At 64.5% G+C, this 26,166-nt stretch carries 18 protein-coding genes and 1 pseudogene; 10 read left to right on the top strand and 9 right to left on the bottom strand.

The genetic code is table 11. The features are described 5' to 3' along the window. Positions 1-23: 23 nt before the first annotated feature. The gene (gene pyrF / locus ABD906_RS05990; RefSeq protein ID WP_165277291.1) at positions 24-737 is read left to right on the top strand and encodes an orotidine-5'-phosphate decarboxylase; all 714 of its coding nucleotides are present in this window, start codon (positions 24-26) and stop codon (positions 735-737) included. A gap of 120 nt (positions 738-857) precedes the next feature. On the opposite strand, the gene map is transcribed toward pyrF, so the two are convergent. Continuing rightward, positions 858-1,610 (bottom strand): type I methionyl aminopeptidase, encoded by a 753-nt coding sequence (gene map, locus ABD906_RS05985; RefSeq protein ID WP_345098625.1) that lies wholly within the window; start codon positions 1,608-1,610, stop codon positions 858-860. A 222-nt stretch (positions 1,611-1,832) separates the two neighbouring features. Here map and ABD906_RS05980 point away from each other — a divergent pair, with 222 nt between their 5' ends. Further along, the gene (locus ABD906_RS05980; protein ID WP_165277373.1) at positions 1,833-3,068 is read left to right on the top strand and encodes a polyhydroxyalkanoate depolymerase; all 1,236 of its coding nucleotides are present in this window, start codon (positions 1,833-1,835) and stop codon (positions 3,066-3,068) included. Between the two features lie 349 nt (positions 3,069-3,417). After that, entirely contained in the window at positions 3,418-4,032 is a 615-nt protein-coding gene (locus ABD906_RS05975) for a transglutaminase-like cysteine peptidase (RefSeq protein ID WP_165277289.1), read from the top strand. 57 nt (positions 4,033-4,089) lie between these two features. On the opposite strand, the pseudogene ABD906_RS05970 reads toward ABD906_RS05975, so the two are convergent. The 4 genes and pseudogenes from ABD906_RS05970 to ABD906_RS05955 all read right to left on the bottom strand — a co-directional run bounded on the left by ABD906_RS05970 (position 4,090) and on the right by ABD906_RS05955 (position 10,003). Next, positions 4,090-5,624: pseudogene (locus ABD906_RS05970) on the bottom strand (YifB family Mg chelatase-like AAA ATPase). 96 nt (positions 5,625-5,720) lie between these two features. Beyond that, the gene (gene gshB / locus ABD906_RS05965; protein WP_345098623.1) at positions 5,721-6,674 is read right to left on the bottom strand and encodes a glutathione synthase; all 954 of its coding nucleotides are present in this window, start codon (positions 6,672-6,674) and stop codon (positions 5,721-5,723) included. A 176-nt stretch (positions 6,675-6,850) separates the two neighbouring features. Continuing rightward, the gene (locus ABD906_RS05960) at positions 6,851-7,333 is read right to left on the bottom strand and encodes a cell wall hydrolase (RefSeq protein WP_345098621.1); all 483 of its coding nucleotides are present in this window, start codon (positions 7,331-7,333) and stop codon (positions 6,851-6,853) included. A 384-nt stretch (positions 7,334-7,717) separates the two neighbouring features. After that, on the bottom strand, positions 7,718-10,003 hold the full coding sequence (locus ABD906_RS05955) for an NADP-dependent malic enzyme (RefSeq protein WP_345098619.1): 2,286 nt from the start codon (positions 10,001-10,003) through the stop codon (positions 7,718-7,720). Between the two features lie 201 nt (positions 10,004-10,204). On the opposite strand from ABD906_RS05955, the gene mutS reads away from it, so the two are divergent. The 6 genes from mutS (at position 10,205) to ABD906_RS05925 (ending at position 19,836) form a co-directional block, all read left to right on the top strand. Beyond that, positions 10,205-12,859 carry a DNA mismatch repair protein MutS gene (gene mutS, locus ABD906_RS05950; protein WP_165277284.1) on the top strand — a complete coding sequence of 885 codons (2,655 nt, stop codon included), beginning with the start codon at positions 10,205-10,207 and terminating at the stop codon, positions 12,857-12,859. Between the two features lie 70 nt (positions 12,860-12,929). Beyond that, positions 12,930-15,752: a [protein-PII] uridylyltransferase gene (locus tag ABD906_RS05945; RefSeq protein WP_345098618.1), complete on the top strand. Its 2,823-nt coding sequence runs from the start codon at positions 12,930-12,932 to the stop codon at positions 15,750-15,752. Between the two features lie 123 nt (positions 15,753-15,875). Beyond that, positions 15,876-17,438: a murein biosynthesis integral membrane protein MurJ gene (gene murJ / locus ABD906_RS05940; RefSeq protein ID WP_165277282.1), complete on the top strand. Its 1,563-nt coding sequence runs from the start codon at positions 15,876-15,878 to the stop codon at positions 17,436-17,438. An 85-nt stretch (positions 17,439-17,523) separates the two neighbouring features. Beyond that, positions 17,524-18,591, top strand: a complete 1,068-nt coding sequence (gene trpS, locus ABD906_RS05935; RefSeq protein WP_165277281.1) for a tryptophan--tRNA ligase — start codon at positions 17,524-17,526, stop codon at positions 18,589-18,591. A 90-nt stretch (positions 18,592-18,681) separates the two neighbouring features. After that, complete coding sequence (locus tag ABD906_RS05930) at positions 18,682-19,173, top strand: universal stress protein (RefSeq protein WP_165277280.1); 492 nt, start codon at positions 18,682-18,684, stop codon at positions 19,171-19,173. Between the two features lie 87 nt (positions 19,174-19,260). After that, positions 19,261-19,836: a NifU family protein gene (locus tag ABD906_RS05925; protein WP_345098616.1), complete on the top strand. Its 576-nt coding sequence runs from the start codon at positions 19,261-19,263 to the stop codon at positions 19,834-19,836. A 119-nt stretch (positions 19,837-19,955) separates the two neighbouring features. On the opposite strand, the gene ABD906_RS05920 is transcribed toward ABD906_RS05925, so the two are convergent. After that, positions 19,956-20,576 carry a L,D-transpeptidase family protein gene (locus ABD906_RS05920; RefSeq protein ID WP_165277278.1) on the bottom strand — a complete coding sequence of 207 codons (621 nt, stop codon included), beginning with the start codon at positions 20,574-20,576 and terminating at the stop codon, positions 19,956-19,958. A gap of 199 nt (positions 20,577-20,775) precedes the next feature. On the opposite strand from ABD906_RS05920, the gene ABD906_RS05915 reads away from it, so the two are divergent. Then, on the top strand, positions 20,776-21,276 hold the full coding sequence (locus ABD906_RS05915; protein ID WP_165277277.1) for an MmcB family DNA repair protein: 501 nt from the start codon (positions 20,776-20,778) through the stop codon (positions 21,274-21,276). Between the two features lie 289 nt (positions 21,277-21,565). Here the strand turns inward: ABD906_RS05915 and ABD906_RS05910 are convergent, their stop codons facing one another. Genes ABD906_RS05910 through hrpB form a run of 3 tightly spaced genes read right to left on the bottom strand, consistent with a single transcriptional unit; the run spans position 21,566 to position 25,998 of the window. After that, positions 21,566-22,129, bottom strand: a complete 564-nt coding sequence (locus ABD906_RS05910) for an ActR/PrrA/RegA family redox response regulator transcription factor (RefSeq protein WP_165277276.1) — start codon at positions 22,127-22,129, stop codon at positions 21,566-21,568. A gap of 58 nt (positions 22,130-22,187) precedes the next feature. Next, complete coding sequence (locus ABD906_RS05905; protein WP_165277275.1) at positions 22,188-23,501, bottom strand: ActS/PrrB/RegB family redox-sensitive histidine kinase; 1,314 nt, start codon at positions 23,499-23,501, stop codon at positions 22,188-22,190. Between the two features lie 28 nt (positions 23,502-23,529). Further along, positions 23,530-25,998: an ATP-dependent helicase HrpB gene (gene hrpB, locus ABD906_RS05900; protein ID WP_165277274.1), complete on the bottom strand. Its 2,469-nt coding sequence runs from the start codon at positions 25,996-25,998 to the stop codon at positions 23,530-23,532. Between the last annotated feature and the right edge of the window lie 168 nt (positions 25,999-26,166).

The raw sequence follows: 26,166 nt of genomic DNA, 5'->3' as shown, positions 1-26,166 counted from the left end.
ATTCCAACAGCGGAGGCAAGCCCATGACAGCCGACATCACAGCCGAGATGCGGGACCGCCTGATTGTCGGTCTGGACGTACCAACCCTGGCCGAGGCCGAGAAGGTGGTCCGGGAGCTGGGCGATACGGTCAACTTCTACAAGATCGGCTATCAGCTCGTGTTTGCCGGGGGGCTGGACTTCGCCAGCGAGCTTGCCCAGTCGGGCAAGAAGGTCTTCCTCGACATGAAGCTGCTCGACATCGACAACACGGTGGCCAAGGGCGTGGAAAACATTGCGCGCATGGGCGTGTCGATGCTTACGCTGCATGCCTATCCGAAGGCGATGCGGGCGGCGGTTGCCGCCGCGGAGGGCTCCGGCCTCTGTCTGCTCGGGGTGACGGTGCTGACCTCCATGGACGAGCAGGATCTGATCGAGGCGGGCTACGACACCGACCCGAAGTCGCTTGTGCTGAAGCGAGCGGCGCAGGCGCGCGACGCGGGCATGGGCGGCGTGGTGTGCTCGGCGGCCGAGGCAGCGATGATCCGCGAGACGGTGGGACCGGACCTTGCCGTGGTAACACCGGGGATCCGCCCCGTGGGCGCGGATGCGGGCGACCAGAAGCGCGTGGTCACGCCCGCAGATGCCATTCGCGCGGGCGCGAGCCATCTCGTGGTGGCGCGGCCCATCGTCGGAGCGCCCGACCGCAAGACTGCCGCCGAAGCCATTCTGGCGGAGATGGAGGCCGCAGCGGGCTGAGGCGTCGCGGGCTGATTTCTTGCCTTCAGGCGGCGCCAGGGCGCCGCGTCCCGTCATTCTTGCCGTGGCTGACCGCCCACGATTGCCAGTCTCGGTGGCAAATGCGCGGGCGGAACCGTTTCACGAAGAGGGCAGGGTGACGACCATCGCGCCGTTGCGGGTGACAACGAGCGTGTGCTCGTACTGAACCGTCGGCCGGCTGGGCGAACTCAGAAGGGTCCAACCGTCGCCGGCGTCTTCCGCCCAGGTCGCGCCGAGGGAGAGAAACGGCTCGATGGTGAAGACCTGACCTTCCTTCATCCGGCGCCGGTCCGAAGGATCGGGCCAGGTGGCGATCTCCTCCGGATATTCGTGCAGAGAGCGGCCGACGCCGTGGCTCGCCAGATTCTGGATCAGCGTGTAGCGGTTCTTGCGCGCGAAGGCGCCGATCGCGTTACCAATGTCGGAATACCTGCGGTTTGCGCCCACCTGGCGAATGCCGGTCCACATGGCCTTGCGTCCGTCGCGGCAAAGGCGCTCAATCGCACTTGGGACAGGCGGGATGGCAAAGGACGCGCCGGTGTCGGCGAAGAAGCCATCCTTCATCGCCGAGACGTCGATGTTGACGAGATCCCCCGGCTGCAGGCGGCGGTCGCCGGGGATGCCGTGAGCGACTTCCTCGTTGACGCTGATGCAGGTCGCTCCCGGAAAGTTGTAGGCGAGCTCGGGCGCCGTTTGGGCTCCCTCCTGCTCCAGCAGCTTGCGGCCGAGTGCATCGAGTTCCGCCGTGGTCATTCCCGGCTCAAGAGCCTCGCCCATTGCCTTCAGGGTGTTGGCGACGATTCTGCCGATTTCCTGCAGGCGCCGAAGGTCTTCTTCTTTCGTTATGATCATGCGGGTCGGATTCCGTTTGAGGGAGACTTATCCCAATCTGGAATTATGTTGCAATGCAGCAACCAAGGGAGTAAAAAACCGCACGTAGTCAGGCCCCCTTGGAAACCCTTGGGCTCACCCCGTTCCGCCGGTTCCGCGCCGGCGCTGAACCTCCCAGGGTTCTTGGGTCTTCGTCGCAGGTCTGTCCAGGCCGGCAGAGCGCCCATCAGCCATAGGTCGCGAATGTTCTACCAGTTCTACGAACTTCAGCAAGCAGCCCTGCAGCCTGTCCGGGCGTATGCGGACGCGCTGAAAAACATCTGCTCTGATCCGAACAATCCGCTGGCGAACACGTCAATTGCGCGCGCCATCGCGGCCTCCGCCGAGCTGCTGGAACGCTCCACGCGCCGGTACGAGAAGCCGGAGTTCGGCATTACCTGGACGCTGGTGGACGGCAAGGAAGTGGCGGTCCGCGAGGAAGTCGTGTGGGAAAAGCCCTTCTGCCGCCTGCTGCATTTCGTGCGGGATTTGCCGAAGAAGCGCAAGCCTGACCAGAAGGTGTTGCTGGTGGCGCCCATGTCCGGCCACTTCGCCACGCTGCTGCGCGGCACGGTGAAGGACCTGCTGCCCTGGGCGGACATCTACATTACCGACTGGACGGATGCCCGCAAGGTGCCGCTCTCCGAGGGCACGTTCGATCTCAACGACTATGTCGACTACGTGATCGAGATGCTGGGGGCAATCGGCCCGGGCGCTGCGGTCATTGCCGTGTGCCAGCCATCGGTGCCAGTTCTCGCCGCCGTTTCGCTGATGTCGAAACACGGGCACCCGGCGCTGCCGTCCTCCATGGTGCTGATGGGCGGGCCGGTGGATACGCGCCGCAATCCCACGGCGGTGAACCGGTTTGCCGAGGAACGCGACCTCGACTGGTTCAAGAACCACGTCATCATGCCGGTGCCGTGGCCCAATCCGGGCTACCAGCGCATGGTTTATCCGGGCTTTCTGCAGCTCTCCGGCTTCATGGGGATGAACCTGGACCGGCATCTGTTCGCGCATCAGGAGTTCTTCAAGCACCTGGTTCGCGGCGACGGCGAGCCGGCCGAGAAGCACCGCGAGTTCTATGACGAGTATCTGGCGGTGATGGATCTGACCGCAGAGTTTTACCTGCAGACCATCGAGCATGTCTTCCTGAACAAGTCCCTCGCCAAGGGCGAATTCATGCACCGGGACGAGCTCGTCGAGCCGGCGGCGATCACGAAAGTGGCGCTGATGACGGTGGAAGGCGAGAAGGACGACATTTCCGGCGTCGGCCAGACGCAGGCGGCACACGATCTCTGCGTGAACCTGCCCGACAGCCTGCGCGCCCACCATGTGCAGCCGCACGTGGGCCATTACGGCGTGTTCAATGGCTCTCGGTTCCGGGCGGATATCGCGCCGCGGATCATTGCTTTCATCAACGAGCACGGAAAGCGGAGCTAGAGCAGTCCGGGAAAAGTGGAAACCGCTTTTCCGTCGGGAACCGCGACAAAGCAATCGCTCTAGCGGCATTGCGTTCGCGACGTCCTGGATACCGCGGGGAGAACGGTCCTGCTTCCGTCGAAGGCGACGCATGTCTTCCATCGGGAGACCCGGCAGGCCTTCTCCCCACGCCTCACGAAACGTCACAACAAAAATTAAACATGTTATCTCAATGCAACACGCGGGTGAGAATCGACCGCGTGAGCGCCCCTGCCGGTAACCATAACCCCAAAAAGCGCCGGCCACCCGATTGACGCAAAAGGGCCAAATTCCTTAACGTTTCGTTAAGAAACTGGAAGGGGTTGCAGCAATGGCTGCTCGGCGGGTGGTGCGTAGCGCCATACAGATGGTGTGCTTCATGGCGGCTGGTTTTGCCGGAAGCATGGCTATGGCTGGCGGGTTGATGTCGGTCGGCGGTTACACGTCGCAGCCGATCGGCCACTACGAGTTCTGCAAGACCTATCCCCACGAGTGCGCGATCCGTTCGCGGGACAAGGGCCCGCTGGTCATGACCGCCGCGTGGCGCGCCACGATCGAGCAGGTCAACCTGGCGGTGAACCGCGAGGTTCGCCCGATGAACGACATCGACATCTACGGCAAGGAAGAGCACTGGGCCTATCCGGTGAGCGGCGTCGGTGACTGCGAGGACTATGTGCTCGAGAAGCGCCGCCGGCTGCACGCACTTGGCATTCCGCTGTCGAACCTGCTCATCACTGTCGTCCGCAAGCCGGACGGCGAAGGCCATGCGGTTCTCACCGTGCGCACGACAGAAGGCGACCTGATCCTCGACAATCTTTCCGACGAGGTGAAGCTTTGGAGCTGGACGAGCTATGAGTTCCTGAAGCGCCAGGCAGCCACGCACACCGGCCGCTGGGTCAGCCTGCAGGATGCCAACAACCTGCTCGTTGGCGCGGTGCGCAACTGATCGCCGGGCGGGGCCGCAGCCCCGCTTCTCATGTAAATCCCCGACAGGACCAGGGTTTCACGCTGCCGTCGCGGTGAGGCGGGGGCCCGCCATGCGGTAGGAAATCGCCTCGGCGATGTGGATGCGGCCGGGTTGAGGCTGGCCGTCGAGGTCGGCCAGGGTTCGCGCCACCTTCAGAACGCGATGATAGCCGCGGGCGGAAAGACCAAGCTTTTCGCTGGCGTCCTGCAGGAGCGACATGGCGCCCGCGTCGGGCTCTGTCACGGTTTCGATCAGGGCTACGGAGCAGCGGGCATTGGTCGTGTATTCCGGCAGGCCAAGCCGGGAACATCGCTCGCGCTGGATGTCACGCGCGCGTTGCACGCCGCCGCCACGGTCGTGCTGTCCTCCCCCTGTCCCGGCGCGATCAGGTCGGCGGCGGTGACGGCCGGAACCTCGATGCGCAGGTCAAGGCGGTCGAGCAGGGGACCTGAAAGGCGCGACTGGTATTCCTGCAGGCAGCGGGGCGCTTTCGCGCAGGTGTGGCCGGGCTCGCCGGCCATGCCGCAGCGACAGGGATTCATGGCTCCGATCAGCTGCACCACGGCAGGGTAGGTGACGCGATGATTGGCACGCGCCACCGCGCACTCGCCCGTCTCGAGCGGCTGGCGGAGCGAATCCAGTACCTGGGGCGAGAATTCCGGCATCTCGTCGAGGAAGAGAACGCCGTGATGGGCGAGGGAAATTTCACCGGGGCGCACGCGCAAGCCCCCGCCCACCATCGCCGCCATGGAGGCCGAGTGATGCGGTGCGCGGAACGGGCGGCGGTCGGTCAGCTTGCCTTCCTCCAGTTCGCCAGCGAGCGAGGCGATCATCGAGACTTCCACCAGCTCGCGCGGCGACAGCGGTGGCAGGATCGTGGGCAGACGCTGGGCGAGCATGGACTTGCCGGCACCCGGCGGGCCGATCATGAGCATGTTGTGACCACCGGCGGCAGCAACCTCCAGGGCGCGGCGGGCGGTTTCCTGGCCCTTGATATCCGCCATGTCCAGCGAAGAGCTGGAAGGCGCGCGGAGGGCCGGTTCAGGACGCACGAGAACCTGCGTGCCGCGGAAATGGTTGGCGAGCGCGATCAGGCTGCGCGGGGCGAGAATGTCGAGGTCTGGCCCCGCCCAGGCGGCTTCCGGCCCGCATTCCCACGGACAGATCAGGCCCTTGTCCATGGCGCTCGCGCCGATCGCTGCCGGCAGAACGCCGACGACCTTGGCGATCGTGCCGTCCAGGCCGAGTTCGCCGAGCACCACGTAGGAGCCGAGAGCGTCCGCGGGAATGGCCCCAAGCGCGGCCATAAGCCCCAGGGCGATGGGAAGGTCGTAGTGGCTGCCCTCCTTGGGCATGTCGGCGGGCGCGAGGTTGATGGTGACCTTTTTCGGCGGCATGGAGAGGCCGGAGGCATGAAGGGCTGCTTGCACGCGCTCACGGCTCTCGGCCACGGCCTTGTCGCCCAGGCCGACGATCTGCATCCCCATCTTGCCTGGAGCAACCATTACCTGCACATCGACGGGCACGGCCTCGATGCCATCAAACGCAACCGTCTGCACATGCGTGACCAAGGCACACCCCCCCCCACTGGCCTGTCTGACTACAGACAAGCACAAGCAAAGGTTGTGTTCAACAAATCAAAGATAGCGCAGTGCGTGTTCTTCCAGTCAGCCCTTGCGGGTGGCGAGACGGGCCTCTACGGCATCCCAGAACAGGGATGCAATGTCAGCGCCACCGAAACGCTTCACTTCGCGGACGCCGGTGGGCGACGTCACGTTGATCTCGGTGAGGTAGCCGCCGATCACGTCGATGCCGACGAGGATCTGGCCGCGCTCGCGGAGGGCAGGGCCGATGCGGGCGCAGATCTCGCGCTCGCGGTCGGTAATTTTGGTCGGCTCGGCGCGGCCGCCGACATGCATGTTGGATCGGGAGTCGTGCTCGGCCGGTACGCGGTTGATCGCGCCGACGGGCTCGCCCTCGATCAGCAGGATGCGCTTGTCGCCGCCGCGCACTTCCTTGAGATAGCGCTGGACGATGAAGGGCTCGCGGAACATCTGCATGAACATCTCGAGCAGCGAGGCAAGGTTGCGGTCGGCCTCCTGCATGTGAAAGATGCCGGCGCCGCCGTTACCGTAAAGCGGCTTGATGATGATGTCGCCGTATTCCCTGCGGAACGCGTCAACCTCCGAGGGGTCGCGGGTGATGAGCGTCTCCGGCATGAGGTCCGGGAACTGGGTGACGAAGAGCTTTTCGGGGCAATTGCGTACCCAGGTCGGGTCGTTCACCACCAGCGTGTCGGGATGGACAAGATCCAGAATGTGCGTGGTGGTGATGTAGTTCATGTCGAAGGGCGGGTCCTGCCGCAGCAGCACCACGTCCATCTCGCGCAGGTTGCGGCGGACGGGTTCCTCGAGCGTGAAATGGTCGCCCTTCACGTCTCGCACGGAAAGCTTCTGCATGCGGGCGAGGGCCTGGTTGCCGCGCTGGGAGAGATCGGCGGGGGTATAGTGCCACAGTTCAAAACCGCGACGCTGCGCCTCCAGCGCAAGGGCGAATGTCGTGTCCCCGGCGATGTTGATCGTCGAAATGTGATCCATCTGGATGGCAACAGCGAGCGACATGGAAGAACTCCCCGAAAAGAACGTGATCTTTCCAGTGGGGACAGATGGTCCGTCTGTCAAGATTGGGAGACGGTGAGAGTCGCGCCGGCCCTCCCGCCGGGCGCATCGCAGCTGCCCCGCGCTGCAGCAATGCCGGGCCCGACGGCGGGCCGGAACCGGCATCCGGCCGCAAGCCCTTACATGGATGCGGCGTAGTAGAAGACGTGCCGGCCGACCTTGCCCGTGCGCTGGAGCTTGCTGGCCCAGCGCGGCTTCACATGGTCCGCGTGATAGTGGGTCGAACGGGTCAGCGGAGTCGGCTTATCGCATTCGTTCTGGCCGCAGGCGAGCACGTCAGAGGCGATCTGCCTGGCCGTCTTGTAGGCGGCCTTTTCGCGGATGACATCCGACTTGCCGTCACAGGCGAAGGAAAACTGGCAGGCGCGCTTCCGGTTGACGCCCTGATAGACGACGCCGCAGACGGTGTTCGGATAGTGCTTGCTCTTGACCCGGTTCATGATGACGAGCGCGACGGCTTCCTGGCCTTTCACCGGCTCTCCCCGCGCCTCGAAGTAGATGGCGCGCGCGAGGCATTCGAGTTCCTTCTTGTAGCTTGTATGTTTCGTTGATGACGGGACGGAGACTTTGGCCTGGGCAACGGCCGGAAGAAGTGCAAGCAAAGCGCCCAACAGGCAACAGCGGATCATGCCGCTCAAAGTTGATCGGTTCACACCCAACCTCATTTTGTTCTGGCTTATTTTGTTGGGGTGCTTTGTCCACAAGTAATTTGTCCGCAAATTGAAGCCAAAAAGGCGAGAAAGTGACCATTGCAGCACGTGGTGGCGCATATTGTCGCGCCTGAGAGCAGTTCAGAAGAATTCGATTAGCCGGAAAAATGAAAGAAAATACGGCCCAATAAAAAGTATTACTTTGTTGTTACATCGTGTGTATTCTTTGTTCCCTCAGATCTATTCGTTAATAGTTCGTTAATTCGACGCCAGAATTGGCACAAAAAAGCCCCGGGCGCAGGGTGCCCGGGGCCGGTTCTCAAAAAACGGACGCTATCAGGCGGCGGTGTAGGCCGCGAAGGCGGCCATGTTCACGATGTCGGAGTCCTTCGCGTTCATCGGAACGATCTGGACCGGCTTGTTGAGGCCGACGAGCATCGGGCCGATCACCGTCGAGCCGCCCAGCTCCTGCAGCATCTTCGTGGAGATCGATGCAGCGTGATAGGCGGGCATGATGAGAACGTTGGCCGGGCCCGAGAGGCGGCAGAACGGATACTGCTCCATCAGCTTCGGATTGAGGGCCACGTCGGCCGCCATCTCGCCATCGTATTCGAAGTCGACATGGCGCTTATCGAGGATCTGCACCGCCTCGATGACCTTGGCGGAACGTTCGCCCTGAGGATGGCCGAAGGTGGAGTAGGCCAGCATCGCCACCTGCGGCTCGTAGCCCATGCGCCGCGCGAACTTGGCGGCTTCCTCGGCGATGTCCGCGATCTCCTCGGCATTCGGCATGTCATGCACCGCGGAGTCGGCCACGATCACGGTGCGTCCGCGTGCAAGCACGATCGAGGCGCCGATGACGCGGTGGCCGGGGCGGGTGTCGATCACGCGGCGGACATCCTCCAGCGCCGTGGAGTAGTTTCGCGTCACGCCCGTCACCATCGCGTCCGCGTCGCCGAGGGCGACCATGCAGGCGGCGAAGTGGTTGCGGTCGTTGTTGATCATGCGCTGGCAGTCGCGGAACAGGTAGCCCTTGCGCTGCAGGCGCTCATACAGAAAGTTCGCGTAAACCGTCGCGCGATCGTGGGCGATGCGGGCGTTGACGATCTCGATGCCGCTGCGGTCGAGGTCCACGCCGGCAATGCGGGCCGTCTCGCGGATCTGCTCGTCACGGCCGAGCAGGATCGCGGTGCCCAGGCCCTGGTTGGCGTAGGACACGGCGGCGCGCATGACCTGCTCCTCCTCGCCCTCGGCGAAGACGACGCGCTTCGGATTGCGGCGCACGCGCTCGTGGATGCGTTGGAAGGTTGCCGCGATCGGGTCGCGGCGGGCGGACAGCTCCTGCGCGTAACGCTCGAAGTTGAGGATCGGCTTGCGGGCGACGCCCGTATCCATCGCGGCCTTGGCGACGGCCACCGGAACGGCGGAGATCAGGCGCGGGTCGAACGGAACGGGGATGATGTATTCCTTACCGTAACGCGGCCGGGCGCCCTGATAGGCAGCCACGACGTCGTCGGGCACGTCCTGGCGGGCGAGCTCGGCCAGCGCTTCGGCGGCGGCGATCTTCATCGCGTCGTTGATCGTGGTGGCCTGCACGTCGAGCGCGCCACGGAAGATGTAGGGGAAGCCGAGAACGTTGTTGATCTGGTTCGGATAGTCCGAGCGTCCGGTCGCCATGATCGCGTCGTCACGGATGGCGGCAACCTCCTCCGGGGTGATTTCGGGATCCGGGTTGGCCATGGCGAAGATGATCGGGTTGGGTGCCATGGAGGCCACCATCTCGGGCGTCAGGGCACCCTTGGCGGAGACGCCGAAGAACACGTCGGCGCCGACCATCGCATCCGCCAGCGTGCGCATGTCGGTCTCCACCGCATGGGCCGACTTCCACTGGTTCATGCCCTCGGTGCGGCCCTTGTAGACGACGCCCTTGGTGTCGCAAAGGATCACGTTCTCGGGCGCGAAGCCATAGGCCTTGGCCAGCTCGATGCAGGCAATGCCGGCAGCGCCAGCGCCGTTGCAGACGAGGCGGGTCGTCTTCATGTCACGGCCAGTCAGGTGCAGGGCATTGATGATGCCCGCGAGCGCGATGATCGCCGTGCCGTGCTGGTCGTCATGGAAGACAGGAATGTCCATCAGCTCGCGCAGCTTGCTTTCGATGATGAAGCATTCCGGCGCCTTGATGTCCTCGAGATTGATGCCGCCGAAGGAGGGGCCGAGGAGCTTCACGCAGTTGATGAATTCCTCGGGGTCCTCGGTGTCCACCTCGATGTCGATGGAGTCCACGTCGGCGAAGCGCTTGAAGAGGACGGCCTTGCCTTCCATCACCGGCTTGGAAGCCAGAGCGCCAAGGTTGCCGAGGCCGAGGATGGATGTACCGTTGGAAATGACGGCAACGAGGTTGCCGCGGGCAGTGTAGTCGAAGGCACGGCTGGGATCTTCGGCGATGGCCTTTACCGGTTCCGCAACGCCCGGCGAATAGGCGAGCGACAGGTCGCGCTGCGTAGCCATCGGTTTCGTCGCGGTGATTTCCAGCTTTCCGGGGCGGCCCTGGACGTGGAAATCCAGAGCTTCCTGAACGCTAAACGACGGTCTTGTCCTTCCGTTACCAGCCTTTTCTGACATGCCCAGCGATACCTCTCTGCGCTTCTCGGTTCCTGTGGAGTTTGTGGCGTTAGGGCGTGCATAAGGCTACAATTTCGATAGGTAAATGGTCTGCTGATTTAGAACGCGAATTTTTAAGGATTTCAGTTGGTCATAGAAGCCCCAGAAGCCACCGAGACGGATGCAGCCCATTACGCTCGCATGATGGAAGGCGCCACGCCCATGATGCAGCAGTACCTGGAGATCAAGGCTGCCAATGCCGATTCGCTGCTGTTCTACCGGATGGGCGACTTCTATGAGCTGTTCTTCGAGGACGCGGAGATCGCCAGCCGCGCCCTGGGCATCACGCTGACCAAGCGCGGCAAGCACCAGGGCGAAGACATTCCGATGTGCGGCGTGCCGATCCATGCGGCCGACGACTATTTGCAGAAGCTGATCGCCCAAGGCTACCGCGTCGCGGTCTGCGAGCAGCTGGAGGACCCAGCGGAAGCCAAGAAGCGCGGATCGAAGTCCGTGGTGCGGCGCGACGTGACGCGGCTGGTAACGCCGGGTACGGTGACCGAGGAAAAGCTGCTCGACCCTTCCGAGGCCTGTTACCTGATGGCGCTCGGCCGCGTGAAGGGGGCGGACGACGCGCAGCTGGCGCTGGCGTGGATCGACATTTCCACCGGCGTGTTCCGCGTGGCGCGCACGGCGCCCGACCGGCTGCTCGCGGACATCTATCGGGTCGATCCGCGCGAGCTGATCGTCTCCGAAGCGGTGTTCCACGATCCGGACCTGAAGCCGGTGTTCGACCTGCTCGGCCGCATCGTCGTGCCACAGCCGCCGGCCTTCTTCGATTCGGCGAGCGCGGCGGACCGCCTGTCGCGCTTCTACGAGGTTTCGACGCTGGACGGCTTCGGTCAGTTCTCGCGGGCGGAGCTTTCAGCCATTTCCGCGGCGGTGGCCTATGTGGAGAAGACGCAGAAGGCGGAGCGGCCGCCGCTTGGGCGCCCGATGCGGGACGAGGACGGGACGAGCCTGTTCATCGACCCGTCGACGCGCGCGAATCTGGAGCTGGTCCGCACGCTCTCCGGCAGCCGCGAGGGCAGCCTGCTCAAGGCGATCGACCGGACGGTGACGGGCGCGGGCGGGCGTTTGCTTGCCGAACGCCTCATGTCGCCGCTGACCGATCCGGCTGCCATCGGCGAGAGGCTCGATTCCATTTCCTTCTTCCTGGACGAGCCGGCGGTGCGGGACGGGCTGCGGCTCATCCTCAAGGGTGCGCCGGACATCAGCCGGGCACTGTCGCGGATTGCGCTCAACCGCGGCGGCCCGCGCGACCTCGGCGCGCTGGCGAAGGGTCTTGCGGCGGCGCGGGAGGCGGTCGCGCTGCTCGCCTCGCGCGAGCTGCCGGTGGAGCTTGAAGGCTGTGTCAAGGCGCTGAAAGCGCTGCCGGTGGAGCTGGGTCAGCATCTCGATGCGGCGCTGGCGGATGAGCTGCCGCTTCTCAAGCGCGATGGCGGGTTCGTGCGCGAGGGCTATCATGCGGAGCTCGACGAGATGCGGGCGCTGCGCGACCAGTCGCGGCGGGTGATCGCGGGCATGGAGCGCGACCTGATCGAGGAGACGGGCATCCGCTCGCTCAAGATCCGGCACAACAACATCCTCGGCTATTACATCGAGGTTACGGCAAACAACGCGTCAGTGCTGACGGATAGCCCGGAGGCCAAGGCGCGATTCATACATCGCCAGACCATGGCGAATGCCATGCGCTTCACCACGACGGAGCTGGCGGACCTCGAGTCAAAGATCGCCAACGCGGCAGATCGGGCGCTGGCCATCGAGCTTGCCGTGTTCGACCAGCTCGCACAGGAGGTGGTGGCGGCGGCGGAGCAGGTGCGGGGAGCGGCCAACGCGCTCGCGGTGCTCGACGTGTCGTCGGCGCTCGCCGTGCTCGCCGAGCAGGAGAGCTACTGCCGTCCGCACGTGGACACGAGCCTCGACTTTTATGTGGAGGGCGGACGCCATCCGGTGGTGGAGCAGTCCATCCGCAAGCAGCTCGGCCAGCCGTTCGTGGCGAACGACTGCGACCTGTCACCGGGGGACGGGCAGAAGTACGGCGCGATCTGGCTGCTCACCGGGCCCAACATGGGCGGCAAGTCAACCTTCCTGCGGCAGAACGCGCTGATCGCCGTGATGGCGCAGATGGGTTCCTTCGTGCCGGCGCGGGTGGCGCGGATCGGCGTGGTGGACCGGCTGTTCTCGCGCGTCGGCGCTTCGGACGATCTGGCTCGCGGGCGCTCCACCTTCATGGTCGAGATGGTGGAGACGGCCGCCATCCTCAACCAGGCAACGGAGCGGTCGCTGGTGATCCTCGACGAGATCGGGCGCGGAACGGCGACGTTCGACGGCCTGTCGATCGCCTGGGCGGCGGTGGAGTATCTCCACGAGCACAACCGCTGCCGCGCGCTGTTCGCCACCCATTTCCACGAGATGACGGCGCTTACCGAGAAGCTCAACCGGCTCGTCAACGTGACGATGCGTGTGAAGGAGTTCGAGGGCGAGGTCATCTTCCTGCACGAGGTGGCCCGCGGCGCGGCGGACCGCTCCTACGGCATTCAGGTGGCGAGGCTCGCCGGACTTCCGGAAGCTGTGGTGGAGCGCGCGCGCGACGTGCTGCACCGCCTGGAGCAGGGAGAGACCAGCGCCAAGCCGGCGCGCATCGTGGACGATCTGCCGCTGTTCGCGGCGGCAGCGGAGAAGGCGCGCGCGCCGAAGCCGGAGCCCGCCGGCAACAGGCTTGCCGAGGAACTTGACCGCCTCAATCCGGACGAGATGACGCCGCGCGAGGCGCTCGACGCGCTCTACCGGCTGAAGGAGCTGGCGCGCAAATAGGCCCATTTCCTGCGGATGCGAAAAGGGATATAGACGCGTCTATTCCTTCCCGCTCGCACAGGTGGCGTCCATGGCCAAGCTCCCGCTCAAACTCGACCAGATCATCGACCGCGAGAGTTTGCAGAAGGAGCTGGACGAGATCGCGAAAGCGGGCAAGCCAGCCAGCGAGACGCGCAACGCGGTCCTCAAGGCGCTCAAGAACCGGCTGGTGGACGGTCGAAAGGCAGCCGAACAGATGCTGCTGGAGGACGGAGGCGGAACAGCATGCGCGATCCGCCTTTCTCATTTGATGGACGAGATCGTCCGCGCGCTCCACCGCTTTGCGCACACGCATGTCTTTCCGGTCAGCAATCCGTCGCTGGCGGAGCACATGTGCGTCGTCGCCGTGGGCGGCTACGGGCGCGGGACGCTGGCACCGGGCTCCGACGTCGATCTCCTGTTCCTGCTGCCGTACAAGCAGACGCCCTGGGGCGAGCAGGTCGTGGAGTACATGCTCTACATGCTCTGGGACATGGGCCTGAAGGTTGGGCACTCCACCCGCAGCGTCGACGAGTGCATGCGCCAGGCGGCCGAGGACATGACGATCCGCACCGCGGTGCTGGAGGCGCGCTACATCACCGGCGACAAGGCGCTCTACGACGAGCTCATGCGCCGCTTCGACGAGGAAATCGTCAAGGACACGGGCGCGGAGTTCATCCAGGCGAAGCTCGCCGAGCGCGACGCGCGGCACGAAAAGCAGGGCGGCACGCGATACGTGGTCGAGCCGAACATCAAGGAAGGCAAGGGCGGGCTGCGCGACCTGCACACGCTGTTCTGGATCGCCAAGTATTATTACCGCGTGCGGGGAACGCAGGAGCTGGTCGACAAGGGCGTGTTCACGCCGAGCGAACTGCAGCAGTTCAACAAGGCCGAGGACTTCCTCTGGGCGGTGCGCTGCCACATGCACTTCCTCACCGGCAAGGCGGAGGAACGGCTGCACTTCGACATCCAGCCGGAGATCGCCGCGCGGCTCGGCTACACGGCGCACCCGGGCCTGTCGTCTGTCGAGCGCTTCATGAAGCACTATTTCCTGCAGGCGAAGGTGGTGGGCGATCTCACCCGCATCTTCTGCGCGGCGCTGGAGGAGCAGCAGGCCAAGCAGGTCTCGGGTTTCAACCGGTTGTTCCCAACCTTCTACCGCCGGCGGCGCAAGCTGCCGGGTACGAGCGATTTTTTCATCGACAACGACCGCATCAACATCGCGCGCGAGGACGTGTTCGAGCGCGATCCGGTGAACATGCTGCGGCTGTTCTGGTTCGCCAGCCGCCACGGGCTGGAATATCATCCGGACGCGCTGAAGCTGCTCACGCGGTCGCTGCACCTGATCGACCGGAACGTGCGGCGGGACAAGGAGGCCAACGAGATCTTCATGGAGATACTGACCTCGCCCCGCGATCCGGAGCTCAACATGCGGCGGATGAACGAGGCGGGGCTGCTCGGCAAGCTCATCCCCGAGTTCAACAAGATCGTCGCCATGATGCAGTTCTCCATGTACCACCAGTACACGGTGGACGAGCATCTGATCCGCACCGTCGGCGTGCTGGCGGAGATCGAGCGGGGCGAGTGCGAGAGGGAACTGCCGCTCGTGCATTCGCTGATGCCGATGCTGAAGCCCTGGCGGCGCGTGCTTTACACCGCCGCTCTGTTCCACGACATCGCCAAGGGCAGGCCGGAGGACCACTCCATCGCCGGCGCCCGGATCGCGCGGCGCCTCTGCCCGCACATGGGCTTCAACCAGGCCGAGACGGACATGATCGCGTGGCTGATCGAGCAGCACCTGACCATGTCCATGATCGCGCAAACGCGCGACCTGCACGACCGCAAGACGATCCAGGATTTCGCCGACATCGTGCAGTCGGTGGACCGGCTGCGGCTCTTGCTAGTGCTCACCGTCTGTGACATCCGCGCGGTGGGGCCGGACGTGTGGAACGGCTGGAAAGGCCAGCTTCTGCGCACACTCTATCAGGAAACAGAGCTGCTTCTCACCGGCGGATTTGCAGACGTGCCGCGCAAGGCGCGGGCCGACATGGCGCGCGAGGAGCTTGCCCAGGCGCTTCTCGAGAAGGGCTGGGGCGAGGAGGAGATCCGGCAGTATCTGGGCTTGCACTACAGCGCCTATCTGATCGTCACGCCGCTCGAGGACCAGGTGCGGCACGCGGAATTCATCCGCAGCGCGGACCGCGAGGGCAGGAAACTCGCCACCATGGTGCGGCCGCACCAGTTCGAGGGGGTCACCGAGATTTCCGTGCTAGCGCCAGACCATCCGCGCCTGCTGTCGGTGATCGCCGGCGCGTGCGCTGCCGCCGGCGCCAACATCGTGGACGCGCAGATCTTCACCACGTCGGACGGACGCGCTTTCGACACGATCCTCATCAACCGCGAGTTCGAGATGGATTCGGATGAACTCAGGCGCGCACAGCGGGTCAGCAAGCTGATCGAAGACGTGTTGGCCGGGCGCGAATACCTCAACAACGTGATTGCAACGCGGACAAAGCCGAGGCGCAGCACCAAGGCGTTCAAGATCGAGCCGAGGGCAGAAATCCGCAACTCGCTGTCGCACCGCTTCTCCGTCATCGAGATCGAATGCCTCGACCGGCCGGGCCTGCTGTCGGAAATCACCGGCGCGATCTCGGACCTGTCGCTCGACATCGCCTCGGCACACATCACCACCTTTGGCGAGAAGGTGATCGACACCTTCTACGTGACGGACCTTACCGGCGCGAAGCTCGAAAGCCCGGACCGGATGGAGGCGGTTGCCAGGGGGCTGCTCCACGTGCTGCAGCATGGCCGCAAGGCTCCGACCCGCGGCAGGAGCAAGGCGTCGGCGAAGGGAGAAGCGGTGGCCGGGGGCTAGGAGCGGCCGGAGCTCAGGCGGAGAAGGCGGCTGACGCGGCTTTTAGTAATTCTTATAAGGTCCCGCGCGACAACACCGCCAGGCACGATTCACCGCAGAGGCGAAAAAAGGAGCTTCCAGCACATGAGTTTGGTCGGAAAGTTCGCGAGCGTCGGCGGCGCGACCATGGTCAGCCGCCTCCTCGGCTTCGTGCGCGAGGCCATGATCGCCGGCGCGCTGGGCGCGGGGCCGGTGACCGACGCGTTCTATGCGGCGTTCCGTTTTCCGAACCTGTTCAGGCGCGTGTTTGCCGAAGGCGCGTTCAATACGGCCTTCGTGCCGCTTTTCGCCAAGGAGGTGGAGGGGGGCGGCAACGAGGCGGCGCAGAAGTTCGCCGAAGAGGTGCTGTCGGTGCTGTTCACGGTGCTGTTCGTGTTCTCCGCGCTTGCCATGATCTTCATGCCGTTCCTGGTGAGCACGGTGGTGGCGCCGGGCTTCGTCAGCTCGCCGGAGAAGTTCGAGCTCACGGTGTTGATGACGCGCATCATGTTTCCCTATCTCGCCTGCATGTCGCTGATGGCGATGATGGCGGGAATCCTCAACACGATGCGGATCTTCTTCCTGCCCGCGGTGGTGACGACGCTGCTCAGCGTCTTTCAGATCATTGCGATCGCGGGTGGCATGCTGCTCGGCATCGGCGACGAGACGATGGGCACATGGCAGGCCTGGGCAGTCTTCTTCTCCGGTCTCGTCCAGTTCGGCGTGCTGGCGATTGCCGTGCGCAGGCAGGGGCTCAGGCTCAGGCTCAGGCTGCCGCGCATTACCCCGGAGGTGAAGCGCCTGCTCATCCTCATGGTGCCGGCGCTGGTCACCGGCGGCGTCACGCAGATCAACCTGCTGGTAGGGCAGATCATCGCTTCGCTGCAGGAAAACGCCATTTCCGTGCTGAACTTCGCCGACCGCATCAACCAGTTGCCGCTCGGCGTGATCGGCGTGGCGGTGGGCGTGGTGCTGCTGCCGGAGCTGTCGCGCTCGCTCAAGGCGGGCAACTTCGCGGACGCGCAGCACCTGCAGAACCGGTCGCTGGAATTCGCGCTGGTGCTGACCGTTCCGGCGGCCATCGGCATGGTGGTGCTGCCCGGGCCGATCGTGAGCCTGCTCTATGAACGCGGGTCGTTCAGCGCCGCCGACACGGCAATGACGGCAGCCGCGCTCGCCGCCTTCGCCACGGGCCTGCCGGCCTATGTGCTGCAGAAGGTGTTCCAGCCCGGCTTCTTCGCACGCGAGGACATGCGCACGCCGATGTGGTTCTCGATGATCTCGGTGGCGGCGAACATCGCGCTGAGCCTTGCCATGTTCCCCTTCCTGGGCCACGTGGCGATTGCGCTGGCGACCTCGATTTCCGCCTGGGTGAACGTCGTGCTGCTGGCGATGACGCTCTGGCGGCGCAGTCACTTCCGGCCCTCTTCGGTGACGGTGCGGCGCTGCACGATGATCCTGCTGTCGAGCGCGGTGATGGGTGTCGTCGCGTGGTGGCTGGGTCATGCGCTGATCGAGCCGGCCATGGGCGAGGGGCTCGTCAGAAAAGCGGCAAGTATCCTTGGGACCATAGCGATTTCGGCTGTCGTCTATCTGGTTGCCGTTGTGCTGTCGGGTGGAATCGACAAGGGCGAGATCAAGCGGAGCCTGCGGCGTCGCAGGGCTTGATCAGGCGCTCCGGCTCGTACATAAGCGCACGAATATTGCGGACAGGCGACTGGGCATTCACAGAGCGGATTATCGGGAGCAGCGGATGAGTGAGTTCAAGCAGCTCGTTTTCTCGGGGGTGCAGCCGACAGGCAACCTGCATCTGGGCAACTATCTCGGGGCCCTGCAGAAGTTCGTCGCGCTTCAGGACACGTACGAGTGCATCTACTGCGTCGTCGATCTGCATTCGCTGACCGCCACGCTGGTCCATGACGATCTGCCGGGCCAGACCCGCTCGATCGCGGCGGCCTATCTCGCTGCAGGCCTCGATCCGAAGAAGAGCATCATCTTCAACCAGAGCCGCGTGCCGCAGCATGCGGAACTCGCCTGGATCTTCAACTGCGTGGCCCGCATCGGCTGGATGAACCGCATGACGCAGTTCAAGGACAAGGCGGGCAAGGACCGCGAGAACGCCTCGCTCGGCCTGCTCGCCTATCCGAGCCTTATGGCCGCCGACATCCTGCTCTACCGCGCCACCCATGTGCCGGTCGGCGACGACCAGAAGCAGCACCTGGAGCTGACGCGCGACATCGCCCAGAAGTTCAACAACGACTTCTCGCAGCGCATCGCCGAGCTCGGCTACGGCGTCGAGATGCAGGTGGGGGAGGAAAAGGTGAACGGCTTCTTCCCGATGGCGGAGCCGCTGATCGAGGGCCCTGCCACCCGCGTGATGAGCCTGCGCGACGGCACCAAGAAGATGTCCAAGTCCGATCCATCGGACCTGTCGCGCATCAACCTGTCGGACGACGCCGACACGATCGCCAAGAAGATCCGCAAGGCCAAGACCGATCCGCTTCCGCTGCCGGACAATGTCGAGGAGCTCAAGGACCGTCCCGAGGCGCAGAATCTCGTGGGCATTTACGCCGCGCTCGCCGGCATGACGAGCGCCGAGGTGCTGTCCGAGTTCGGCGGCAAGCAGTTCTCCGAGTTCAAGCCGGCGCTGGCCGAGGTGGCCGTGGCGAAGCTCGGCCCCATCAATGCCGAGATGCGCCGCATCTCCGCCGATCCGGCATACGTGGACAGCGTGCTGCGCGACGGCGGTGAGAGGGCAGGTGCCAAGGCCGAGGAGACCATGAAGATGGTTCACGAAATCGTCGGCCTGCTCACGAATTAGCAAGCCCCTGCAAAGTGGCTTGCGCGCCGGTTCGGTGGAATGTCAGATTAGCGCGTCCGGCAGAGGCCGCAAGCTCGAGGAAGGACACGCATGGTTTCCAAGCGACTGAGCCGTGAAGCAGGCCACAAACGCAAGTTCCTGGCGATCGTCGACGAAACGCCGGAGTGCGAGCGCGCCATCTACTACGCCGCCCGCCGTGCCCTCGCGACAAACGGTTCGCTGGTGCTGCTCTACACGGTGGAGCCGGGCGATTTCCAGCACTGGCTAGGGGTCGAGCAGCTCATGCGGGACGAGCAGATGGCGGCAGGGCAGGCCGCCCTGGACGCGCAGGCCCAACGCATCCGCACGACGGTCGGGATCGAGCCGGAGCTGGTGCTGCGGGAAGGCAAGAAGGCCGAGCAGATCATGCAGCTCATCGAAGAGGATCAGGACATCGCCATCCTGGTACTCGCCGCAGGCAATGCCAAGGAAGGCCCGGGACCGCTGGTGAGCTCGATCGCCGGCAAGGGCGCAGCCTTTCCCATACCCGTGACCGTGGTGCCGAACGCTCTCAGCGACGAGGAAATCGACGCTCTGGCCTGAAGCGGACCCAGAGGGCGGCTTCCGGGGGTTGATGTTCCGCCTTCGCATCTCTATTTTAGAATTATTCCAAACGCGGAGCATTTCTCGATGTTCATCCAGACCGAATCGACTCCCAACCCTGCGACGCTCAAGTTCCTGCCGGGCAAGGTGGTGCTTGAACAGGGCACGGCGGAATTCCGCGATGCGGAGAGCGCAAGAAATGCTTCGCCCCTTGCGGGCAAGCTGTTCGAGATTCCCGGTGTCGTCGGTGTATTCTTTGGCTTCGACTTCATCGCCGTCACCAAGGCCGACGCGGACTGGCAGCACATCAAGCCCGCGATTCTCGGCACCATCATGGAACACTTCATGTCCGGCAAGCCGATCATGCCCTCGACGGCCGCTGCGGCGCTGGATGAGGATCACGACGGCGAGTTCTATGACAAGGAAGACGAGGAGATCGTCGCGACCATCAAGGAGCTGCTGGAGACGCGCGTTCGTCCGGCCGTGGCCCAGGATGGCGGCGACATCACGTTCCGCGGTTACCGGGATGGCACCGTCTATCTGAACATGAAGGGCGCGTGCTCCGGTTGTCCGTCTTCCACGGCGACGCTCAAGCACGGCATCCAGAACCTGCTGCATCACTTCATTCCGGAGGTGGTGCAGGTCGAGCAGAGCAACCTCTGATCGCCGTTCTTCCGTCCTTTCTGACGAAAAAGCCGGGCTGGAAATCCAGACCCGGCTTTTCTTTACGTGAAACCGTCGAACGGGAACGAGCGAAACCGTTCCCGGGGTGAAGGATGTGCCTACTGGACGATCACCTTGGCGCCAACCTTGACGCGGTCGTAAAGGTCGATGATGTCCTGGTTGAGCAGGCGGATACAGCCGGAGGACATGGCCTTGCCGATCGAATGCCATTCCGGCGTGCCGTGCAGGCGGTAACCCGTGTCACCGTTCTTGTTGAACAGGTAGAGCGCACGGGCGCCCAGCGGGTTGCTAAGGCCAGGGGGCATGCCGCCGCGCCACTTGGCAAGCTCGGGCTGGCGCTTGATCATCTCGGCCGGCGGGGTCCACGTGGGCCATTCGCGCTTCATCGCAACGCGGGCCGTGCCGGACCACTCGAAGCCCTGGCGGCCGACGCCGATGCCGTAGCGCATGGCCTTTCCGCCCTCCATCACGAGATAGAGAAACTTTTCCTTGGTATCGACAATGATCGTGCCCGGCTTTTCGTCCGTCTTGTAGGATACGACCTGACGGTGATACTTGCTCGGGATCTTGTCGACCGGCACGCTTGGCAGCTTGTAGCCGGCGTCGGTCACGGCGCCATATTCATTCGTGAAGATGCGCGGAACGCCATCGCTGCTGCAACCGGTCAGAATCGCTGCCAGACCGAGCAGCACGCTCAGATAGAAAGATCGGAAGTTCATAGAAAAAAGCCCCATTGCCGGACGGGACTGTGCCCAACCCGATGCCCCATTGTTGCCTCAATTGTTAAAATTTACGTTAATTAGCCGTTACGGCAATTCCGCGTACCCGGCTGAAGTCATTTTCTGCTTGGGCGGACCATCACTTTTGCGTTATTTGTAACGGACGTTCTACTTTTGTACCGGGGCGGACCCGCAAGCCATGGCCATCATCTCACCGACCTTCCGCAATCCGCTGGCTGACGGCCGACAGTCCGACAGGGCGCTGCTGGTCAGGCGTGGGGTGCAGCGGCTGCTTCTGGACATGGGAGCGGTGGCGGTGCCGGAGCTTTCGCTTGCGAGCGGGCGGCGGGCCGACCTCGTCGCGCTGATGCCAAAGGGCGACATCTGGATCATCGAGATCAAGTCGTCGGTCGAGGATTTCCGGGTGGACCGGAAATGGCCGGACTATCGGCTTCACTCGGACCGGTTCTTCTTCGCGTCGCATCCGGACGTGCCCACGTCGATCTTTCCGGAGGAATGCGGGTTCATCCTGTCGGACGGCTACGGGGCGGAAATCCTGCGCGAGGCGCCGGAGCACCGCCTGCCGCCGGCAACCCGGCGGGCGCTGATGTTCCGCTTCGCGCGCGTCGCGGCGATGCGGCTGACGGCGGCGGAGCTGGCCGGCATCCACCTGCCGGCTGACGAAGGGGAAGAGGGTTGAGCCAAGGTTCCAAACGAAGCTTGACGGCCGGTCGAGCGAGGCGGCCCGGACTGACCGGCTGAGAAAAGGACGTTCAGGGCTCCTGCCTCGAGCAATTCAGATTTTCATGGAGACTCTGAATTGCTCTAAGTAAGAGTCGTGTCGCAGTTCGGACGGAAACCGGTTTCACCTTTTCCCTAAAGCTGCTGAGGAGCCACTGTTCGCGGCAAAGGCTTCCGCCCGACAAGGCCGCGTACGCGAAAAAGGCGCCTGCGCGGCGCCTTTTCGATAACCTTCTCGGAGCAGGATCTCAGCGCGGTGCACGCTTGGCGAGAATGCGCTGCAGGGTCCGGCGGTGCATGTTGAGCCGCCGCGCCGTCTCGGAGACGTTCCGGTCGCACATCTCGTAGACGCGCTGGATGTGCTCCCAGCGCACGCGGTCCGCAGACATCGGGTTCTCCGGCGGCTCAGCCTTCTCGCCTTCCCTGCGCATCAGGGCGTTGTAGATGTCGTCCGCGTCGGCCGGCTTGGAGAGATAGTCGATCGCGCCCAGCTTCACCGCCGTGACCGCCGTCGCGATATTTCCGTAGCCGGTCAGGATGATGGCGCGGGCGTCCTGGCGCTTTTCGCGAAGGGCCTCGACGACGTCCAGCCCGTTGCCATCCGTCAGGCGCATGTCGATGACCGCAAAGGCGGGAGGCGACGTGCGGATCTTGTTGATTGCTTCCTCTACCGTTTCTGCGGTCTCAACCTGGAAACCACGCCCTTCCATGGCCCGAGCCAACCGAGCAAGAAACGGCCTGTCGTCCTCGACCAGGAGCAGAGTCCGATCCTCGGGGAGGACATTGCCATTTTCAACAGCCGTGTTCGTCATTTTGTGCTCGCTTTCGTGAACAATCTAGGAAGTCGGCATCACTTTTTCCAGCCGCTTCCTACAGCCGAGTGCCTTCCGCAGATAAAAATCTTTCCCGTGGCCAGGTGATCGTGACGACAGCCCCCTTACCCGCCTCCACGGCGTTACTGAATTCAAGTGTCGCGCCGGAGCGCTCGAGCAGCGTCTTAGCAATGAACAATCCAAGGCCCAAGCCCCCACCTGACGACGATCCCGAACGACGCCTGGAAACATACGGCTCCCCGATCCGGTCGATCACCTCAGCGGGGAAGCCGGGACCATCATCGGTTATTGTCAGCCTCACGATCGAGTTGTCCCACTTCCAACGGATGACAACGGTTTCGCGCGCGAAGTCAACAGCGTTCTCGACCAGGTTGCCAAGCCCATATGCGACGCCCGGGTTCCGGCGCCCGACAGGTTCTGGACCAACCGTAGCCTCGGGCTCCATTATTATATTTATACCAAAGTTTCTGTGAGGTGCCGCAATTTCCTCGATCAGCGACGTCAGCGGCAGACGCGCCAGATGCTCCTCGCCCTCCGAGGAGAGGCTTGTCAGTCGTTTCAGGATTTCGCGGCAGCGCTCGCTCTGGCTGCGCAGCAGGGTGACGTCCTCGGCAAAGCGGGGATCGTTGCCGAGCGCCTTTTCCATTTCGCGCGCCACAAGGGTGATCGTTGCAAGGGGCGTGCCAAGCTCGTGGGCGGCGGCGGCGGCGAGGCCGTCGAGCGCGGACAGATGCTGCTCGCGCTGGAGCACCAGTTCCGTCGCGGAGAGCGCATCTGCCAGCATGTGCGCTTCCTTGGCCACCCGGTATGCGTAGACGGCGGTGAAAACCGTCGCGCAGATGAGGGCGATCAGCATGCCGAGCACATGGACCGGCGGTATGACCAGCTCGGTGTCGGGCCGCCAGGGCAGCGGCAGGTGAAAGACCGAGATGAGCGTGATGATGGCCACGACATAGATCCCGAGCATGGCGGTCCAGCGTTCGGGCAGGGTCGTGGCGGAGATCACCACCGGCACGATCATCAGCATTGCAAAGGGATTGGTGATGCCGCCGGTAAGATAGAGCAGGCCTGCGAGCTGCGACGCGTCGAAGGTGAGGATCGCGAGCGCAGCCATGGGCGGCAGCAGGTGGACCGACGGGTAGCGGAACGTCAGATAGAGGTTGAGCCAGGCGGAAGCGGCGATCAGCGCGAAACAGGGACCGACCGGCAGCGGAAATCCGAGACCGAAGAAAACCACCAGGATCGTTATGCTCTGGCCAATGATGGCCAGCCATCGCAGGCGGATCAGCGTGCCGAGCCGCAGACTGCGGTGGCGGATGGTTGGGGTGCCAATTTCTTCCTTCTCGGCCATCTGTCGTTCCTGCGCGGTTGGGTGACGGTCAGGTTCCGCGCGGCTTTGCCCTGTTGGTGGGAGCCGCGCTGGCCGGGTCCTCCGGCCACACGTGTTTCGGATAGCGCCCGCGCATCTCCGCCCGGACATCGGCCCAGGAGCCGCGCCAGAAGCCGGGAAGGTCGCGGGTCTTCTGGATCGGGCGGTGGGCGGGCGAGAGAAGTTCGAGCGTGAGCGGTATGCCATTGCCGATGGTCGGATGAACCGTCAGGCCGAACAGTTCCTGCACCCGTATCGCCAGAACCGCTTCACCGTTTTCATACCGTATCGGTACGCGACTCCCGGTGGGCGCCGTGAAGTGGCTCGGGGCAAGCGTGCCAACCTGGCGCTGCAGGTCGTAGGGCAGAAGCGACAGCAGTCCCTGCTGCAGGACGTCGGGAGTGACGGCGGCAATGGAAGGCTCGCCCGTCAGGAAGGGCAGCAGCCATTCGTCCAGCCGTTCAAGCAGCGTTTCGTCGCTGAGATCCGGCCAGGGCTCGCCTTCCATGGCGTGCATGAAGGAGAGGCGGGCGCGCAAACTCAGGACTCCGTCCGTCCAGTCGAGAATGCCGAGGCCGTGGTGGCGCAGGGCATCCAGGATCGCTTGGTCCGCATCGGCCCCGCGCGGTGCGGGAAGCGGCTTTTCGGACAGGACGATCGCCCCAATGCGCCGGATCTCGCGCTGGCGCACCGCACCCTTCTCGCGGTCGAAGACGGTTTCGACGCGGATTTCCACCCGGTGACCGAGTTCGGCCAGCAAATCCTCTTCCGTAATGGCGCAGGCGGCGGTGATGCGGGCATTGCGGGCCTGGCCCTGAAGGTCGGCCACTACAAGCCAGGGGGAGCCCGCGAGGCGCTCGGATTCGTCCAGCTGGCCGCCGCGGCCGTTGGCGAGCACGAAATGGCCGTAGGCGCCACGTGCCTTCGCCACGCGGTCGGGCCAGGCGTGGATCAACAGCGGACCGGCGGGCCCGCCCTTCTCTTCGGACTGCACCTTGCCGCCACTCGCCTGGGCGGCAAGGCGGTCGGCGAGCGCGCGGGCGCTCTGGGCGCGCGGCGCGCGGTCGGAGGCAAAGCGGGACAGGCGCTCGTCGAGGTCCACAGAATTGCCGCCCAGACCGCGCTCGGAGATGACCATTGCCAACCGCGCGGCATCGCGGGCGCGACCCTCTCGCGCCGCTACGACGACCATGTGGGCAAGCCGGACCGGCAGGGCAAGCTTCCGCATTGCGGCACCCTCCGGCGTCAGGCGGCCAGCCTCGTCGAGGGCGCCGAGGTTGCGCAGCAGGGCCCGCGCTTCCGCCACGGCTGACGCCGGGGGCGGATCAAGGAAGGCCAGGGTCCCGGGATCAGTGACACCGAAGGCCGCGCAGTCCAGGAGAAGGCTCGAGAGGTCGGCTTCCAGAATCTCCGGCGGCGTGAAGGCGGGCAGGGCAGCCGTCTGCTCCTTGCGCCAGAGCCGCAGCGCGATGCCCGGGGCGGTACGGCCCGCACGGCCTGCCCGCTGGTCGGCGGAGGCGCGGGAAACGCGCACGGTTTCGAGGCGCGTGAGGCCGGTGTCCGGCTCGTATTTCGGCAGGCGGGAGAAACCGCAGTCCACCACCGCCGTCACGCCGTCGATGGTGACGGAGGTTTCCGCGATGGCCGTGGCAAGAACCACCTTCCGGCGACCGGTTGGAGCCGGTCGGATGGCGGCATCCTGGGCAGCGCCTTCGAGGTTGCCGTGGAGCGGGACCACGTCCACATTGGCCGGCACCTTGCCTTCCAAAAGATCCTGCACCCGCTGGATCTCGCGCTGCCCGGGAAGGAAGGCGAGAATGCTGCCGCTCTCGTCACGGAGCAGCATCTGGATCGCGGAAGCAACAGCCGTTTCCATGGTGTCGTTCGGCGACCGGTCCATGTATCGGACGTCGACGGGATAGCTGCGGCCGGCGCTTTCCAGCACTGGGGCATCGCCGAGCAGTTCGGCGACGCGGGCGCCGTCGAGCGTCGCCGACATGACGATCAGGCGCAGATCGGGCCGTAGAGCGCCCATCACGTCCAGCGTGAGCGCGAGGGCGAAGTCGCCGTCGAGGGAGCGCTCGTGAAATTCATCGAAAATGACCGCCGAGATACCTTCGAGCGACGGGTCGTCGATGATCATGCGGGCGAGGATGCCCTCCGTCACCACGAGAATGCGCGTGCGCGCGGAGGCCTTGCGCTCCATGCGCATGGCATAACCGACCGTGCCGCCGGGCTCCTCGCCCAGGAGCGAAGCCATGCGCCGCGCCGCCGCGCGGGCCGCGAGCCGGCGCGGTTCGAGCAACAGGATCGTGCCGCCGTTCATCCACGGCTCGTCGAGGAGCGCGATGGGCACCAGCGTCGTCTTGCCGGCACCGGGCGGGGCTACAAGCACGGCCTTGCCACGGTCAGCCAGAGCCGCCTTCAGCTCGGGAAGGACAGCGGTGACGGGCAGTTCAGGCATACTGAAGGCGTTCATACCCTAGCCCATAGAGCATTTTGCCGCCGAAGCAAAACAGGTTCAGCATCCATATAGGATGCCCGCGACCGCGCCGCACCTTGCGGCCCTCGTTCCTGCCGTTGTCGATGCGGGACCGACACCTGACCCGTCCGGGAACCGCGCTCCGTTCATCTGACGCCGTTCTGG

Origin of the sequence: Chelativorans composti (assembly GCF_039541695.1) — a bacterium.
GTDB classification, from domain to species: Bacteria; Pseudomonadota; Alphaproteobacteria; order Rhizobiales; family Rhizobiaceae; genus Chelativorans; species Chelativorans composti.
This window is presented reverse-complemented; position numbering and strand designations above follow the sequence as displayed.